We start from the raw sequence: 16,299 nt of genomic DNA, 5'->3' as shown, positions 1-16,299 counted from the left end.
TCGGTATGTCAACAAGAGCCGGAGAAGATGAACCGGGCATGCCAAAATGACCGACGCCCCCACGCCGCGGTCGATCAGGAGGACGCAGTGAAGAAAAGCTCGCGCATCCGCAAGGTCTCATTCACCCTTGGCAGTGCCCTCGCACTGGTCATCGCGTTTCCCGGGAGCGCCCTCGCCGCCGATCCCCCCAACGCCCTGCCCGCCAACGCGGACGGACTGGAGCAGACGTTCCAGCCGGCGTACGACTACGACACGGACGGCTGCTACCCCACTCCGGCCATCGGCCAGGACGGGACCATCAACCCGGGCCTCAACCCGAGTGGTGCGCTCAACGGTCAGTGCCGCGACTCCTGGGACCTCGACAACACCAACGGATACTCGCGCTCCAAGTGCAACAACGGCTGGTGCGCGATCATGTACGGCCTCTACTTCGAGAAGGACCAGGCCGTGGTCGGCAGCGGGCTCGGCGGGCACCGCAACGACTGGGAGCACGTCGTGGTGTGGGTGCAGAACGACCAGGTGCAGTACGTCTCCACCTCCGCCCACGGCAATTTCGACATCCACACCCGTGACCAGATGCGGTTCGACGGAACGCACGCCAAGGTCGTCTACCACAAGGACGGCATCGGGACGCACGCCTTCCGCGCCGCCAACAACAACGACGAGCCGCCGGAGAACCACTACGGCTTCTGGCAGTTCCCGCGGCTGGTCGGCTGGAACGGCTACCCCGCCGGTCTGCGCGACAAGCTGAGCCAGGCCAACTTCGGCAGCGCCGTCTTCGGCCTCAAGGACGGCAACTTCAACGGCCACCTGGTCAAGGCCAAGCCGGCCGGTATCCCCTTCGACCCCAACGCCTGATGAACCGGGCCGGGGGCGCGCGAGGCGGTGCGCCCGCCACCCCGCCCCCGGCCCGGCCGCTGTTACCTTGACGGTGTGTTCCTCCTCCGTGCGTAGGACCTCGCAGAGACCGCGACCGCTGTTCCGTCGCGGTCTTTCGACGTCCCTGTACGGCCGCGGCGCCCGCACTCGCGCCGCCCTCTTCGAGGAACCACCGCGATGTCTTCGTACGCCGCTGTTCTGCGGACCCCGCATGCCCTGAGCACCTTCGGTGCCGCCCTGCTCGGCCGGCTCTCCTACGGCACGGTCTCCCTCTCCCTCGCGCTGGCGGCGAAGGGCGCCTCGGGCTCCCTCGCCGTCGCCGGCACGACGCTGGCGCTGTTCGGCGCGACCAGCGTCGTACTCTCGCCCGCACGCGCCGCCCTGGTCGACCGGTACGGCCCGCGCCGGGCGCTCGTGCCGATGGCCGCCGTGTACGCCGCGCTGCTCACCGCGTTCGCCCTCGTCACCCGCGAGCACCCGTGGGCGGGGGTGGGGGCGGGATCACCGGGCGCGGGCGGAACGGTCGGCACCTCGGCCGTGCTGCTGGGCGCGCTCGCCGCCTGTGCCGGGGCCTGTACGCCGCCCCTCGGCCCCACGATGCGGACCCTGTGGGGGCAACTCATGCCGGACCGGCGGATGTTGCAGCGCGCGTACAGCCTCGACGGTGTCGCCGAGGAACTGCTCCTCGTCGCCGGTCCACTCCTCGTCGGGGTCCTGGTGGCGTACGCGCAACCGGCGGCCGGCGTCGCGATCAGCGCCGCGCTGGTGCTGTCGGGAACGGTCGCGCTCGCTCTGTCCCCCGTGCCGTTCCCGGTGCGGGCGGCCGAACCACGCGTACGGGTCCCACGGGTGCGGGGTGCGGGCTCGCTCCGCACCGGACCGCGAGGTCTCGGGCAGCCGGTGCTGGCTGCCGCCGGGGTCGGGCTCTGTCTGGGCGGGCTCGACCTGCTGGCGATCGCCTTCACCGAGCAGCAGCACCGGCCCGGCGCGGTGGCATGGGTCCTGGCCGCGCTCTCCGCCGGCAGCGCGGTCGGCGGCCTCACGAACGGCGCCGTCTCCTGGCGGTCGGCCGCGCGGCCGAGGCTCGCCGTGATCTGCGCGGCGCTCGGTGTCGCGCTGGCGGTGGCGGGGCTCGCGCCGAACGTGTACGCGCTCGGCGCGGCGGCGGCCGTGGCCGGGCTGTTCGTCGCCCCGGCGCTGACCACCGCCTACTTGATCGCGGACGAGGCCGCCGCGCCCGACGCCCGTACGCGGGCGGGCGCGTGGGTCAACACGGCGGTGAACGCCGGGAGTTCCGGCGGGACGGCCCTGGTGGGCCTGCTGGTGGGCAAGCTGCCGCTGTCCCTCTGCTTCGTACTCGTGGCCGCACCGGCGCTGGTCTGCGCCGCCGTGACGCTCCACGGCGAAAATCACCGGAAGCGAGGTTGAGCCGGGGCTACGCTCACCGCACCCCGAGTGCCCCTGCCCCGAGTACCCCGAGCGTCCGAACTACTCCGAAAGCCCGATGCGCCGCGATGGAGGAACACCGATGAGCCGCCCCCTGCTCTACGTCGACGTGGACGGCCCGCTGAACCCGTACGCGGCCAAGCCCGAGCGGCGTCCGGCCGGCTACACCACGCACCGGATGAAGCCCGAGGGCTGGATCGCCCAGCACCTGGACACGCCCGCGGAGTGCGTGAAGCCGCTGCGGGTCTGGCTCAACGTCGACCACGGGCGGCGGCTCCTGGAACTCGGCGGACTGTACGACCTGGTGTGGGCCACCACATGGGGCGAGGAGGCGAACGTGTTCATCGGACCCGTCCTGGGACTGCCCGAACTGCCCGTGGTGGACTGGCCGATGACGTACGACACGGGATCGGACGGGACGTTCTGGAAGACGCGTCCTCTCGTCGAGCACGCCGCCGGCAGGCCGTTCGCCTGGGTCGACGACGAACTCGGCGCCGCCGACCGCGCCTTCGTCGCGGAGCACCACGAAGGATCCGCCCTGCTGCGCCGCGTCGACGCGCGGCTCGGCCTGCTGGACGCCGACTTCGAGGCGCTCGACTCCTTCGGGCGCACCCGGTGACCCGGATTCCCTGCTTGACCTGAAGTCCGGTTGAGGTCTTAGCGTCAGCTCTCGTTGATCATCCTCGATCCAGATGACGGGAGAAGACCTCATGATCCTGGTGACCGGGGCCACCGGAAACATAGGAAGCGCCCTCCTGCGAGAGCTTCGGGCATCAGGCGCGGGACCGTTGAGAGGGCTCACCCGAGAGCCCGAACGGGCGGCGTTCCCCCGGGGGGTCGAAGCCGTGGCGGGCGACCTCGCGCGGACGGCCTCGCTGAAGCCCGCCCTGGCGGGGGCGCGGTCACTGTTCCTCGTCTCGCGTATGGGGGCGGACGACGAGATCATCGAGGCGGCCCGATCGGCCGGTGTGGAACACGTGGTCCTGGTGTCGTCCATCACCGTCCAGACCCATCCGCATCTGGGCCCCGCCGACGAGAACCTGGCCGTCGAGCGGCTGCTCAAGGAGAGCGGTATGACATGGACGATCCTGCGTCCCACACAGTTCACCTCGAACGCACTGTGGTGGGCGCAGGCCATCCGTGACAACGAGACGGTCCGTCTGCCGTACGCGGACGTCGGCCTCCCCGCCATCCACCCGGCGGACATCGCCTCGGTGGCCCGGGCCGCGCTGACCGGGTCCGCGCACCAGGGGCGCACGTACGCGCTGACCGGTCCGGCGCGGATCACGGCCCGACAGCAGGTCGCGGCCGTCGCGGCCGTCCTGGGGCGGGACGTTTCGTTCGCCGAGATCAGCCGGGAGGAGGCACACCGGGGGATGGCCGTCCTCCTGGGCGGCGAATCCGCGGACGCGGTGCTCGACCTGACGGGCGGCGACGTCAACGACGAACTGCTCATGGTGCGCGACACCGCACCCCGGATCAGCGGTACCCCGGCCAGGACGTTCCAGCAGTGGGCCGCGGAGCACATCGGGGCCTTCCGCTGATCAGCGGGCGCCCGGCCGCCGCCTCGGCCGGGCCCCGTCGGCCGGGCCCGTCGTCGGGGCGCGGTCGGGGCGCGGTCGAGGCGTGTTCGGTCAAGGCGTGCTCGGCCAGGGGGTGTTCGGTCAGAGGCCGGTCAGCAACCCCTCCAGTGCCCCCGCCGTCTCCGGGTGGCGGGCGGTGAGGACCGCGCCGGCCGGGGCGGGTGTCGTCGTCTCCCACGTGCCCTCGTAGCCCAGCAGATCCGCGACCGCGTCGCACGTCGCGGGGTACGCGGCGAGCAGCGCGGCACCCGCGCCCGCGCCCGCACGCGTATCGGCGGTCCGGGTGGATCGAGACATGACCCCGGTGTCCGCCTCCTCCAGCCAGGGCGGCACCCATGCGTCCAGCGCCGCCAGCCGGCCGGGGAAGATCCGGCCCGCCTCACGGATCAGGAGCGGAGCCAGTTCGGAACCGTCGGCCCGCAGAGTGCTGATCAGGGTCGGCAGCCACGGCAGCAGTACCGGATCCGGCAGCCGTCCGAACGCGTGGGACACCGCCTCCACGACGAAGTCCGCGAGCTGCGGCACCGGCTCCAGCGCGTGCAGGAACCCGCTGAGGTAGCGCGGATAGACCGGCACCACCAACGGATCGCCGAGCAGGTCGTCGCAGCGCGAACGCAGTTCGGCACGGGAGAGCTGTCCCAGCTGGACCTGGGCCGCCCACAGGAGCGCCACCTTGGCCGGCTCCCGCGGATGCGACTGCGCGAACGCGAGCTCCAACTGCGTACGGTCGCAGCCGAGCGACAGCGCCAGACTCTCCATGCTGAACAGGAAGCCCAGCATCGCGGCGACCTGCCGGACAGTCGCGTCCTCGTCGACGAACGCCGTTGGCAGCAGGGTGCAGTAGTGCGCGTAACCGGTCTTGACGAAGGACTCGATCCACGCCGGCAGCACCGGCTCGCTGGTCCGGTAGTACGCGAGCAGCCGGCGCACCCGGCGCAGCACCTCCGGCGCACCGTCGACACTGCGCTCGGTCGCCAGGACCTCAAGGGCGCGCGTGCCCAGTTCGTCGGCGAGGCGGCGGCTGCGCAGATACAGCGTCGCGTCCTCCACCGCCTTCAGCACCTCCGCCGTGGTCGCCCGCGGATCGTACGCGCGGCGCCGAAGACGCTGCTCCAGGACCTGCTCGATGGTGACGCCCTCGTACCCGAGCTCGATCAGTTCCCGCTGGTGAGTGCCCAGCGCAAGATCCCACGACTCCTGGATGGGCCGCTCGCCGAGCCGCCGTTCGCCCATGATCGCTCGCGCGGCGCCCCACGGCAGCAGATGGCGCAGCATCCACAGCACGTCGGAGCACCGCCCCAGCTCCGGACTGGCCGCCATGTCCAGCAACGCCCTTTGCACGCCGCGTTGTTGGAGTTTCAAATTCAGCGGCGCGAGCCGGTCGTGCACGTCGCGCGCGAGCGGCGGCAGCGAGTCGTAGCCGACCTGTCCGATCCGGTCGCCGCCCATCATGATCTCGACGATGCGGCGTACGTCGCGCCGGCCCGGCACCGAGTCCTTCTCGATACAGGTGATCGCCGCGTCCTGGAAGTCGTACGGCGTGGGCCTGGCCCGGTCGCGCATACCGGCCAGCAGGATCGAGGTCTCGAAGACGGCGATGGCGTCGGCGGTGGAGGCCGGATAGCCGTTGCGGCGCGCGGCGCGCACGATCTCCACCGACCAGCCGAGCAGCTCGGCCTCGTCCAGCGGATCGAGCACAGGCGCGCGCCGCAGGAAACCGGAGAGCCTGTCCGAGGGTTCGTCCACGGCTTCGAGAGCGAGGGGCACCGCGGCCTTCGTGGTCTTCGCCCGCTTCTCCGCGCCCACCTGCCCCGCCAGCCGGAACGGCTGGATCCGTGTGCGCTTGAGGTTCTTCGCCCACTGGGTCGCCGCGATGGAGACGGAGCCGGCGGTGAGGCCGAACTGCGCCTCGATCGCCGTGTGGCTGGAAGGAATCAGACCGTGCTGCCACACGCTGGCGCCGCGCGGAGTGATCTCGAAGGTCGCGGCGCCGTCGACGCCGAACTCCTCGACCCGGCTGGCCGCGTGGAACGCGCCGCAGACGTAGAGACAGTCCGCGGGGTCGGTGCCGGACGCGGCGAGATGCTCCCGCATCCTGGTCCACATGTAGCGCTCGCGGTCCTCGTCCACGCGCACCCGCCCGGCGTCGCCGGGCGCCAGCCGCCGGAAGAGGCTGCCGATCAGCAGCATGACCTGCCGGTAGGTGTCGTGGTCGCTGTCGCCGAGCGGCAGCTCGACGTACTGGTGCCACCACTCCGACCAGTGCCGCACCCGGCCGTGGCGCAGCAGGTGCTCCTCCAGTTCGGCGAAGCGCGGGCGCAGGTCGCCGATCTCCACGCCGACGGCGTCGCCGTGCAGCGGGGCCTCCTCGTCGGCCTGCGGCGCCTCCGCAGGCGCCAGGGGACCGGGGGAATCCGTCTGGGCCGTCCCGCCCGCCTGCCACTGGAACACGTGGTCCGACGAGCGGTCGACGAGCACCAGCTCCACGCCCGGCGTGTCCAGCGCGTAGGCGATCGCCTGGTACTCCGCCGACGCCTCGGTGATCGGTGCGACCACCGACAGCGGCGCCCAGTCCGCCGGGAAGCCCTCGACCTCACTCGCGAACGCCTGCACCGCCACCGGGAGTCGGCAGTTGCGCAGCTCGGACAGGAGCGGTGCCATGTCCTCGCACAGCTCCAGATACACGACCTTCGGCCGCTTCTCCCGCAGCCGCCGCGCCATGGCGATCGCCGAGGCCGGTGAGTGGTGGCAGACGGGGAAGATCTCCAGCGGTTCGCGGACCGCGCGGTCGACGTCGTCGACGATGCCGAGGAGGATGCCCTCCAGCGCGTCGGGCCCGTCGGCCAGCGCCGTCGCGGCCTCCCGCAACTGCCCGCGCAGGGCCTCGAAGACCGCCCCCTCCCGCGCGGGGCTCACGAGAGGGTGGCGATCGCGTCCCGACCGCCCTCCAGGAACTCCGGCCAGGAACCGCCCTGTTCCTTGCTGCGCGGCTCCACCACACCGTGCAGGTACTTGTTGAGAATGGCCAGGTCCTCCGGCTCCCGCCGGGCCAGCGATCCGACGAGCGAGGAGGCGAGGGCACGGGCCGTGAGCTCCCGCTCGCCGAAGAAGTTGCTGTGCAGGACGGCGTCCTCCAGGACGCCGATCTGCTCGGCGCTCGACAGCGCGGACTCCAGCTTCTCGTCGTCGCTGCCCGCGGCCGCGGCGGAGGCACGCAGATCGGCGAAGCTCTGGAGCAGCACGTCCAGCAGCGTGGGCGGCACGTCCAGCTCGATCCGGTGCCGGCGGAGCAGCTCCTCGGTGCGGAAGCGGACGATCTCCGCCTCGCTCTTCCTGTTCGTCACCACCGGGATACGGACGAAATTGAACCGGCGCTTGAGCGCGGAGGACAGGTCGTTGACGCCCCGGTCGCGGCTGTTGGCGGTGGCGATGATCGAGAAGCCGGGCTTGGCGAAGACGATGCCGTCGCTGTCCAGCTCCGGGACCGAGATGTACTTCTCCGAAAGGATCGAGATCAGGGCGTCCTGGACATCGCTGGTGGAGCGGGTGAGCTCCTCGAACCTGCCGATCGCGCCGGTCTCCATCGCGGTCATGATCGGCGAGGGGATCATGGATTCCCGCGACTGGCCCTTGGCGATCACCATGGACACGTTCCACGAATACTTGATGTGGTCCTCGGTGGTGCCGGCCGTGCCCTGCACCACCAGGGTGGAGCTGCGGCATATCGCGGCGGCCAGCAGCTCGGCCAGCCAGCTCTTGCCCGTTCCCGGGTCACCGATCAGCAGCAGGCCGCGGTCCGACGCCAGAGTGACGACGGCGCGCTCCACCAGACTGCGGTCACCGAACCACTTCTGCGGGATCTCCCGGTCGAGGCCGTCGGCCCGCTCGGACCCCAGCACGAACAGGCGGACCATCTTCGGTGAGAGGCGCCAGGAGAACGGCTTGGGACCGTCGTCGACCGACTCCAGCCAGTCCAGTTCCTCCGCGTACTTGACCTCGGCGGGGGCACGCAACATGTCTGACACAGCAGGGCCTTTCTAAGCGAGAAACGTCTTGAGTTCGTGGACGAGCTTGCGGATGTGACCGGAGACCACCGGTGTGCCGAGCGCCTTGAAGCGCTCCCGGAACCAGGGATTGACCTCCTGGCGGCCGGAGCTGGTCACCGAGCCGACCGGGATGAACTTCACGCCGGACCGGTGGACCTCCTCGATGCCCTCGAACAACGGCTGGGAGCGGTCGAATTCATAGAAGTCGGAGATCCACACCAGCACGGTGTTCCGAGGTTCGGTGATCTTCGGGCGGGCCATCGCCATCGCGACGGGACCGTCGTTCCCGCCCCCGAGGTTGGTGCGCAGCAGCGTCTCGAACGGGTCGTTCACCCACGGAGTCAGGTCGATCGCCCGGGTGTCGTAAGCGATCAGGTGCACATCCACCTTCGGCAGCCCCGCGAAGACCGAGGCCAGAATGGTGCAGTTGACCATCGAGTCGACCATGGAGCCCGACTGGTCGACGACCACGATCAGCCGCTGGGGTGTCGTCCGGCGCGCGGTGTGGCGGTAGAAGAGGCGGTCGACATAGAGCCGTTCCTCCTCGGGGCTCCAGTTGGTGAGGTTCTTCCAGATCGTGCGGTCCAGGTCGAGATTGCGGTAGACGCGCTTGGGCGGCACCGAGCGATCCAGGGCGCCGACCGTGGACTTCTCCACCTGCGTACGCAGCACCTCGGCGACCTCGTCGACGAAGCGCCTGATGAGGGACTTGGCATTGGCCAGTGCCACGCCGGACAGATTGCTCTTGTCGCGCAGCAGCTGCTCGATCAACGACATGCTCGGGGTGAGCCGCGCGGCGAGCTCGGGGTCGGCGAGCACCTCGCGCAGGTGCATCCGCTTGACCAGGTCCGCTTCGATGGCTCCCAGCTCCGGACCCATCCCCGGTACGAGCCGGCCGATGTCGGGGCCTCCGGCGCCCTGTGCGGGGCGGCCTCCGCGCAGCGCGCCGGGCTCGCAGCCCAGCGCGCGCTCCAGCCAGCCCGCGTCGGACTGCCACTGCGAGAGCTGTCCGGCGGTGACCGTGCCGGAGCCGGCGGCGGGGGCATAGACGTTGAGCAGCACCTTCGACACCAGTGCCGCGCGCCGTACCTCGGCGGCACGGTCACGTCCGTCGACGGTGTCAACCTCGTCGCCCCCGCCCCCGCCCCCGCCGTCGCCCTCGCCGTCATCCGTCGCGGACGGCGGCGTCGGCACCATCAAGCCGTCGAACTCGGCGGTCAGTTCGGGGTGACGCTGCACGGTCGCGCCCACCGACACCCTCGGGTCCAGCAGCGCGGGCGGCAGGCCGATGTCCTCCACGACGGCGAGGCTCGCCGACTCCAGCGCCGCCTGCTCCTCGGGGTCGAAGAGCTGGGCGAGGAGACGCCAGTAGAGAACCTGGCGGCGGTTGTCGTGGAAGCTCACCTCGGGGCTCTGTCCCGTCATTTCCGTCATTTCCGCAACAGCCTTCCGGCTCGCTCGCGCAGCACCGCTCCGGCGTCCGTCGCGGCCTTCTCGGCCTTGACACCGGCCTTGTCGGACGTACCGCCCGCCCACGCCCCGGCGTGGATCGCGGCACGCTTCTTCCGTACGAGGGTCTCGACGGCGAGTGGCTGAACGGTGAACTCCCCGGCATCCCAGCGGAGCAGGCCGACGCACGCGACCGACGAGGCGACGGCGGCGGGGGTGAGCGGTCCGGCGGTCGGAATACGGTCGGTGTCGACGGCCAGACGGTGCCCGGCGACGGTGAACGTCAGCCCGTCGTCGTCCTGTTGGGCGCTGTAGCCCTCCAGGAAGACGGGTGCGGCGATTCGCGCGGGGTGCCGGTCCAGGGGCGCGGTCGCGGGAGCCGTGGCGGTGGCCATGGCGACACGGGCGGTGGCGAAGGCGTCGGCGGGCTTGCCCGTGCGTGCCAGGGTGTCGTTCCAGATCAGGTCGCCCTCGGCGGTGACCGGCATGTCGGTGAGGTCCATCGAGCGGCCTTCGCTCACGGCTGCCAGGAGCGACATGTGCGGGCGCAGCAGTTGCCAGAGGCCGGCACCGACGACCGTGTCGGGCTTCGGCACCGACACATTCGCGCGCACCAGACGGGGCACGGCGCCGTCCGCGTGCTCGAACACCGCGTACACCTGGGCCTGTACGGCGGTCGCGTGCTCCCGCACATCGACGCCCAGGGGGAGGAGACGTCCGGTGGCCGTACCGGTCACGGGTACGTCGGCCGCGCCGGGCACCGTCAGGATCATCGCCCGCGACCACAGGTCGGCCCAGCGGCGGACCGGTACGCGGTCCAGGGCCGTGCCCGGACAGGACGCGGCGAGTTCGGCGGCGAAGCCGTCGAGAAGCGTCGCCAGGCGTCGCACGGCCGGGTCCGGCAGCATCGCGGAGACGACGGGCGCCGCCCCGGAGACCACGTCGTGGTCGATGCCCCGCCAGCCGCAGCGTGCCAGGTCGGAGAGCCAGGAACGGGCGGCGGCGAGCAGATTCCCCGCCTGTTGACCGGTCGGTGCCGGGACGGTCTCCTCGGCGCGGGCCCGGCCGGTCGCCTCCTCCACGCGGGCCGTGAGCGCGTCGTGGACGGAGCCGGTCAGGGCGGTACGGGCGGCGGCCAGGGCCACGAAGTGGTCCTCGCTCGCCGCACCGGCCGACGCCTTCTCCGCCGCTTCGGCGACTCGCGCGGCCAGTGGCGTCCCCGCGACGGCGTCGGCCAGCTCCGTCAGGCCGGTGGCCAGAGCGGTGTGGGGACGGAGCAGACCGACGACAAGAGCCCGGTCGAAGGCGTCGACGGCGGCCAGGGCCTCGTCGAGCCCGTCGATGGTCTCGGTGAGCAGGTCGGCGCGCATCACGCCACCGCCCTGGTCGGCGGGAACCACTGCATCTCCGGCAACGGCCCGGTCGTCGGGGCGAGTTCCAGATACGCCAGATGGCGCAGGAACCGGCTGAACACGGGCGCGGCGGCCGTGGTGTCGCCCTGCGAGGGACGTGTGCCGATCATGCTCATGGTGAGCGACTGGGCGTTCGGCTCCCCGTCCGCGGTCTCGACCCGGAGATAGCGGGCGACGCGCTCGGCGCCGTACTGCAGCACCGCCTCGTTGATCAGGGTCCGGATGTGATTGCAGAACCCGCCCCGCGCGCCGCCGCACGGGCGGTTGTTGTTGGTGCTGCAGGCGTACGCGTAGGTGCCGGCCCCGACCGACGAGACGTACACCCGCTCGATGTCCGATCCACTGGACACCACACCTTGCAGGCGCCCGTCGGCCAGTTCGACGAACGGGACCTTGGCGAGCTTGCGCGGCCGAGCGGGTGGAACCACCCGTGCCGTGCTCGACCTCTCCCAGTCCGACACCGCACCATCTCCTTTTCACCAGGGGGGACTCGCGCGCCGCCGGAACGGCGGAACACGAACGAACCTACTGGTGACCACTGACAACGACGATCACGATCCACAGGGGGTGAGCGTCGGTGGGGTGAGGTGCGGCGGCGAGCGGTGAGAGCGCGGCGGAACGGGGGACGCCAGACTCGGTGACGGTGGTCCGGGGGCCGGGCGGCGGCCGTGCGCCCGGCCCATGCACCAGGTCAGGTCTTACCCTGGCGCACCAGACCCTCGTCCTGGAAGTGGCTCACCCACGCGTTCACCTCGGGGCGCAGCGACTCGGAGGCCATGCCCCAGTGCTCGGCCAGGACCTCGGCGGCCCGGTCGGGCTTCCAGTCCTGGCGCTGGAGAGCGATCCACATCAAGGTGCCCGTGGGGCCGCAGCGGTGCCGCAGACCTGTGCGGGGAAGGAAGAAATCCACCTTGCCGTCGGGCAATACTTGCGTCTCCAGACCGCTTTCCGATCGCATGGTGACTTCGTCCTCCAATTGTTCGCGGGTGGTCTCGCGCCGTGCTGCTGTACGAGCATATTGCTGTGTGCATCACGATGAAATGCGGCAGACCCCCGAAATTCAGGTGGACGAAGCGTCACCGGTCGTAGGGGGGCTGTGTCCACCTTGACAACGGGCCCATTCGGCGCCTCTGGGAGGGGTGGCCGAAAACTGTTCTCATCAGGCGTGATGTAGTTCGTCGGGAGATTATTTCCGGCCAGGAAGTAGAGCGACTTCTACTCCCGATACACCGCTTGAGTCCAATGAATCGAAGGCGTCCGGTACTTGTGCTTGTGCTTGTCGACACACCACACGTGTCACTATTCGGTTGGCACGTCCCTGGGCACGTGAATGAACTTCGCGTCCGGGAAACGGCGGTACGGCTCGATGTCGTCGCCAGGGCCTACGGGGCGGTGACAATGAGGCCGGCGCTCTCGTGAATTGGCCCTGAGCATCGGCGCGGGAACTCTCACCGCAGGCACGGGCCCGCCCGTTCGGACAGGAACTGCTTCCCGCTCCGCGTCAAGCCGCCGAGCCGCCACCTCGGGCCGCCCGGTGGTCGCCATGCCCTCCGGCCGGCGGTCGGAGGCACCCCCACCTGTCTTCGGAAGAGCGAGTGTGTCGGCCTGATGACTGCCGCAATGACGTGCGACGACCCGTCACTGGAATCGCCGACCGGATCGCCGGTGGGATCGCTTTCCGTCTCCGGATCGCAGCCGACGCGTGCACCACTACGAACGCAAGCCCGAGCATTTCCTTGCCTTCCTTGCCTTCGTTGGCGCAGCGGCCCCGCGCATCTGCTTCCGACGGCCGGCCGTCCGAGCCCGGGGATTCGGGCAGGGTGGTGATCCTGATCCGTCAAAGACCCGACGGGCTGCCGGAAAGCCAGTGGGCATGCCGGTCACGCGTCCGGTCCCGTTCTTCGGGCGTGGCAAGGAAAACGTCGGCGCCCCCGTCGTAGGGGTAGTGAATGCGTCGCATCCGAGGGTCGGTCACGAAGACTCCCGCCACCTTGTCGTCGGCGATGTCACGGAGCAGTTCGTCGAGGCATCCATGTCGCCAGGGTCGGCGGGCGGCGAATAGATGGCAGTAGGTGCGGAACTCCGGGTCGGGGTCGTCCGCCACCAGCAGGCTCTGCCAGTAGTCGTCGTCGGGCCGGCACGCTGGAACCTCGGCTACGGTCGTCCAGACCGGTGTGATCACGTACACGTCCTCACCGGCGAACAGCTCATCGAGGACCGTGTTGTACCGCCCCAGGACGACGGTGTACTCGCTCTCATCCTCTGCGTACCGCTTCGACCCCGGCAGGCTGTGGAAGCGAACCCAGACATGCCGGTACGGGGCGCGGAGCTTGTATCCAACCGGCGGGCAGTCGGGCCAACGCCGCTGCCACAGATCCGTCAAGTCCCTCCGCGCGCCTCCGAACACCTGACTCACTTCGTCCTCCTGGGCATGAGCTCCTGTCGACGACCATGCTGCCCGGCCCCAGTCACCAAGCGAAACGACTTCCAAGCGGCACGCCACAGTCCGTCCCGACCCGTGAGTGACCGCGGGGGAGTCGGTCGCCCCGCCCCCTCGCGGCGCCGATCGCTACGATCGCGACGTGTGCGCAAACATCGTGGTCGCCGAAGACGACGTCAAACAGGCCGAATTGGTGCGCCGGTATCTGGAGCACGAGGGGCACGCCGTCACGGTCGTCGCCGACGGCCGAGCGGCCCTTGAGGAGGTACGGCGCGGAGAACCGGATCTGCTCGTCCTCGATGTGATGATGCCTCGGGCCGACGGCCTGGACGTGGTGCGGATCCTGCGCGCCGAGTGCCACGAGGTACTGGTGCTGATGCTGACCGCCCGCAGTACCGAGGACGATCTGCTGCTCGGGCTGGATCTGGGCGCGGACGACTACATGACGAAGCCGTTCAGTCCCCGGGAGCTGATGGCCCGGGTACGTACGCTGCTGCGCCGCAACAGGCGTTCCGGCGCCCCCGCTTCAGGCTCCGCGAGCGGCGCGCGCGCCGCGCCCGCCGCGCCCGCTGCCGTCGAGGACGAGGCGCTGTCGGTGGGCACCCTCAGGATCGATCCCGCTCGGCACGAGGTAACGGTCGGCGGGACGCAGGTGGTGTGCACCCCCGGCGAGTTCCGGATACTCGCCGCGATGGCCATGGAGCCCGACCGGGTCTTCACCCGGGAGCGGCTCCTGGAGGAACTGCACGGCTTCGACAAGTACATCAGCAACCGCACCGTCGACGTGCACATCATGCATCTGCGCAAGAAGATCGAGCACGCCCCACGGCGCCCGGCCCGGCTGCTGACCGTGTTCGGCGTCGGATACAAACTGACGGACCCCGCGAAGAAGGCACGCCATGCGCCGTCCTGAGCAGCGGCAACAGAAGAAGCGGCAACACAAGCAGCAGGAGCGGAAGAAGCAGCGACGCAGGCTGCCGCTCCGCCGGAGCCTGCTCGGGAGGCTGCTGATCGTGTCGGTGTCGGTGGCCTCCTGCGCGGTCGCCGCCACCGCCTGGCTCGCCGTGCAGACGACCTCCGGGGCGATCCGCCAGGAGCAGGGGCGGGACCTCAGCTCCGACGCGAAGATCTACGACTCGCTGCTGGAGTACGGCGCCACCCACCCCAGTTGGGAGGAGGTCGAGGGCACCGTTCGCGAATTGGCCCGGGCGTCCCAGCGCCGGATCGTACTGACCACCGAGGACCGGCGGCCCCTCGTCGACTCCGCCGGTGAACCCTCCGCCGGTGCTCCGTCCGTCGCGCCGCTGCCGGCCCAGGCCTCGGCGGTCGTCGATCCGCTGTCCGTCGACACGGTGCTGGTGCCCGACGACATGACCGCCGCCGGCGCGGACCGTGTCGACCCACGGGCCGTGGGCCCCTTCCTGCTGCCCGCGAAGGAACGTACCGAGCTACGGCGCATCACGGCCGAGCACGTCGCGTGTCTCAGCTCGATGGGCATCGCCGCGGACGTGGTCGTCGGCCCGAGCGGCCGGCCCCGTGTCGAGTACGTGCGCAACGACAACGACCGTCCCCTGGAGATCAAGTGCCTGGCCGACGAGCCGGGCCCCACCGTGACCGAGAAGAAGGCCCTCGACGAACTCGACGCACTGGCCGACGCCTGCCTGAAACGTCAGGGGCGCGAGGGCGCGACACTGAATCTGGACCTGTCCTGGGACCGGGGGTACGACCAGGTCGGCGTCTCCGCGTCCGAAGAGGCCCGCGAGCGAAAAGCGGAGGCCGCCCGGCAGCAGGCCGAGAAGAAGCCGGTCGTGACCGCCGACCGAGGGAACGACCGGGCCATCGCCTCCTGCGTCGGCAGTGCCCGCCGCGAGCAGCTCACGGCCTATGTCGCCGCGCCCGCACTGCTGTTCATCGAAGGTACCGGCGCCGTCAGCGTGCCCGGATTCGATCTCTCACCGGCGAACACCGGCCGTATCGTCGGGGTCACGGCCCTCGTCCTCGCTCTCACCGTGGGGGTCTCGGTGATCGCCGGAGCCCGGCTCGTACGGCCCCTGCTCGCGCTCACCGGCGCCGCTCAGCGGATGCGGGACGGCCTGGACTCGGCACCGGTGCCGGTCGGCCCGGACAACGAGATCGGACGGCTGGCCGCCGCCTTCAACGACATGGCCGTACACCGCGCCCGCCTCGAGGAGCAGCGCAAGGTGATGGTCAGCGATGTCGCCCACGAGCTGCGTACCCCGCTGAGCAACATCCGTGGCTGGCTGGAGGCGGCACAGGACGGTCTGGCCGATCCGGATCCGGCGTTCGTCTCCTCACTTCTTGAGGAGGCGGTCCAGCTTCAGCACATCATCGACGATCTGCAGGATCTGGGAGCGGCGGACGCGGGCGCGCTGCGCCTGCACCCGGAGCCGGTGTACGTCGACGATCTGCTCGGCCAGGTCGCCGCGGCGTACCAGGGCCCGGCCGAGACCGCCGGCGTCTCCCTCATGGTCGCCGAGGGGAGGCCCGGCCGGCCGGGACCGTCGCTGTACGCCGATCCGGTCCGGCTCCGTCAGGCGGTGAGCAATCTCGTCTCCAACGCGGTACGCCACACACCGTCCGGGGGCCGGGTGACCTTGCGTTCGTACGTGACCGGCCCCGGGGACGGGGACGAGGCGGCCCGTACGGACGAGGTGGCGCTGGAGGTGTCCGACACCGGCGCCGGTATCCCGGCCGACGACATCCCGCATGTGTTCGACCGCTTCTGGCGCGCGGAGAAGTCCCGCAACCGGAGCACCGGCGGCAGCGGCCTCGGCCTGGCCATCGTCCTCAAGCTCGCCGAGGCGCAGGGCGGAACGGCGAGTGTCGTGAGCACCGAGGGACAGGGGTCGGTCTTCACCTTGCGGCTGCCGGCCGCGCCCGGCGAAGCGGACGGCACGGCCCCGGCGGAGGGTTCCGGGGCGGGCGCCGCCCGGTCCTGACGGGATCAGGCCCTGATGCGATCAACATGACGCTCTGACAGCTTCTTCACAAGTGGCCGCCAGCCTGGAGCCCTGCCCGGGGCC

Annotated in this window: 13 protein-coding genes; 6 read left to right on the top strand and 7 right to left on the bottom strand. The window is 70.6% G+C overall.

The features are described 5' to 3' along the window. Positions 1–87: 87 nt before the first annotated feature. The 4 genes from P3L51_RS09375 (at position 88) to P3L51_RS09360 (ending at position 3,869) form a co-directional block, all read left to right on the top strand. A complete protein-coding gene (locus P3L51_RS09375; protein WP_354604638.1) occupies positions 88–858 on the top strand; it encodes an NPP1 family protein in 771 nt (256 codons plus the stop codon). 198 nt (positions 859–1,056) lie between these two features. Continuing rightward, positions 1,057–2,307 carry an MFS transporter gene (locus P3L51_RS09370; RefSeq protein ID WP_354604637.1) on the top strand — a complete coding sequence of 417 codons (1,251 nt, stop codon included), beginning with the start codon at positions 1,057–1,059 and terminating at the stop codon, positions 2,305–2,307. 100 nt (positions 2,308–2,407) lie between these two features. Next, complete coding sequence (locus tag P3L51_RS09365) at positions 2,408–2,944, top strand: hypothetical protein (RefSeq protein ID WP_354604636.1); 537 nt, start codon at positions 2,408–2,410, stop codon at positions 2,942–2,944. Between the two features lie 91 nt (positions 2,945–3,035). Continuing rightward, the gene (locus P3L51_RS09360) at positions 3,036–3,869 is read left to right on the top strand and encodes an SDR family oxidoreductase (protein WP_354604642.1); all 834 of its coding nucleotides are present in this window, start codon (positions 3,036–3,038) and stop codon (positions 3,867–3,869) included. A gap of 120 nt (positions 3,870–3,989) precedes the next feature. On the opposite strand, the gene P3L51_RS09355 is transcribed toward P3L51_RS09360, so the two are convergent. The 7 genes from P3L51_RS09355 to P3L51_RS09325 form a co-directional block, all read right to left on the bottom strand. Continuing rightward, positions 3,990–6,824 (bottom strand): DUF5682 family protein, encoded by a 2,835-nt coding sequence (locus P3L51_RS09355; protein ID WP_354604635.1) that lies wholly within the window; start codon positions 6,822–6,824, stop codon positions 3,990–3,992. Next, positions 6,821–7,933: an ATP-binding protein gene (locus P3L51_RS09350; RefSeq protein WP_354604634.1), complete on the bottom strand. Its 1,113-nt coding sequence runs from the start codon at positions 7,931–7,933 to the stop codon at positions 6,821–6,823. Before P3L51_RS09350 ends, P3L51_RS09355 begins: the two co-directional genes overlap by 4 nt. A 12-nt stretch (positions 7,934–7,945) precedes the next feature. Next, the gene (locus tag P3L51_RS09345; protein WP_354604641.1) at positions 7,946–9,379 is read right to left on the bottom strand and encodes a VWA domain-containing protein; all 1,434 of its coding nucleotides are present in this window, start codon (positions 9,377–9,379) and stop codon (positions 7,946–7,948) included. Positions 9,380–9,384: 5 nt separating this feature from the next. Next, positions 9,385–10,803, bottom strand: a complete 1,419-nt coding sequence (locus P3L51_RS09340) for a hypothetical protein (RefSeq protein ID WP_354604633.1) — start codon at positions 10,801–10,803, stop codon at positions 9,385–9,387. Continuing rightward, positions 10,773–11,276, bottom strand: a complete 504-nt coding sequence (locus P3L51_RS09335) for a hypothetical protein (RefSeq protein WP_354604632.1) — start codon at positions 11,274–11,276, stop codon at positions 10,773–10,775. Before P3L51_RS09335 ends, P3L51_RS09340 begins: the two co-directional genes overlap by 31 nt. A gap of 230 nt (positions 11,277–11,506) precedes the next feature. After that, positions 11,507–11,773 (bottom strand): hypothetical protein, encoded by a 267-nt coding sequence (locus tag P3L51_RS09330; protein ID WP_354604631.1) that lies wholly within the window; start codon positions 11,771–11,773, stop codon positions 11,507–11,509. A gap of 879 nt (positions 11,774–12,652) precedes the next feature. Next, positions 12,653–13,231, bottom strand: a complete 579-nt coding sequence (locus P3L51_RS09325) for a DUF3885 domain-containing protein (protein ID WP_354604630.1) — start codon at positions 13,229–13,231, stop codon at positions 12,653–12,655. Between the two features lie 166 nt (positions 13,232–13,397). On the opposite strand from P3L51_RS09325, the gene P3L51_RS09320 reads away from it, so the two are divergent. Both P3L51_RS09320 and P3L51_RS09315 read left to right on the top strand, forming a co-directional pair. Continuing rightward, the gene (locus P3L51_RS09320) at positions 13,398–14,168 is read left to right on the top strand and encodes a response regulator transcription factor (protein ID WP_354604629.1); all 771 of its coding nucleotides are present in this window, start codon (positions 13,398–13,400) and stop codon (positions 14,166–14,168) included. Beyond that, positions 14,155–16,215: a sensor histidine kinase gene (locus P3L51_RS09315; RefSeq protein WP_354604628.1), complete on the top strand. Its 2,061-nt coding sequence runs from the start codon at positions 14,155–14,157 to the stop codon at positions 16,213–16,215. The genes P3L51_RS09320 and P3L51_RS09315 overlap by 14 nt, the downstream gene beginning before the upstream one ends. Positions 16,216–16,299: the final 84 nt, after the last annotated feature.

It is taken from the genome of Streptomyces panacea (assembly GCF_040560175.1).
GTDB classification, from domain to species: Bacteria; Actinomycetota; Actinomycetes; order Streptomycetales; family Streptomycetaceae; genus Streptomyces; species Streptomyces panacea.
The sequence above is the reverse complement of the archived record's forward strand: the minus strand, read 5'-3'. Positions and strand labels throughout refer to the sequence as shown.

Coding starts and splice junctions, on each gene's coding strand:
- P3L51_RS09370 (WP_354604637.1), top strand. CDS start 1,057: ATGTCTTCGTACGCCGCTGTTCTGCGGACCCCGCATGCCCTGAGCACC.
- P3L51_RS09365 (WP_354604636.1), top strand. CDS start 2,408: ATGAGCCGCCCCCTGCTCTACGTCGACGTGGACGGCCCGCTGAACCCG.
- P3L51_RS09360 (WP_354604642.1), top strand. CDS start 3,036: ATGATCCTGGTGACCGGGGCCACCGGAAACATAGGAAGCGCCCTCCTG.
- P3L51_RS09345 (WP_354604641.1), bottom strand. CDS start 9,379: ATGACGGGACAGAGCCCCGAGGTGAGCTTCCACGACAACCGCCGCCAG.
- P3L51_RS09330 (WP_354604631.1), bottom strand. CDS start 11,773: ATGCGATCGGAAAGCGGTCTGGAGACGCAAGTATTGCCCGACGGCAAG.
- P3L51_RS09315 (WP_354604628.1), top strand. CDS start 14,155: ATGCGCCGTCCTGAGCAGCGGCAACAGAAGAAGCGGCAACACAAGCAG.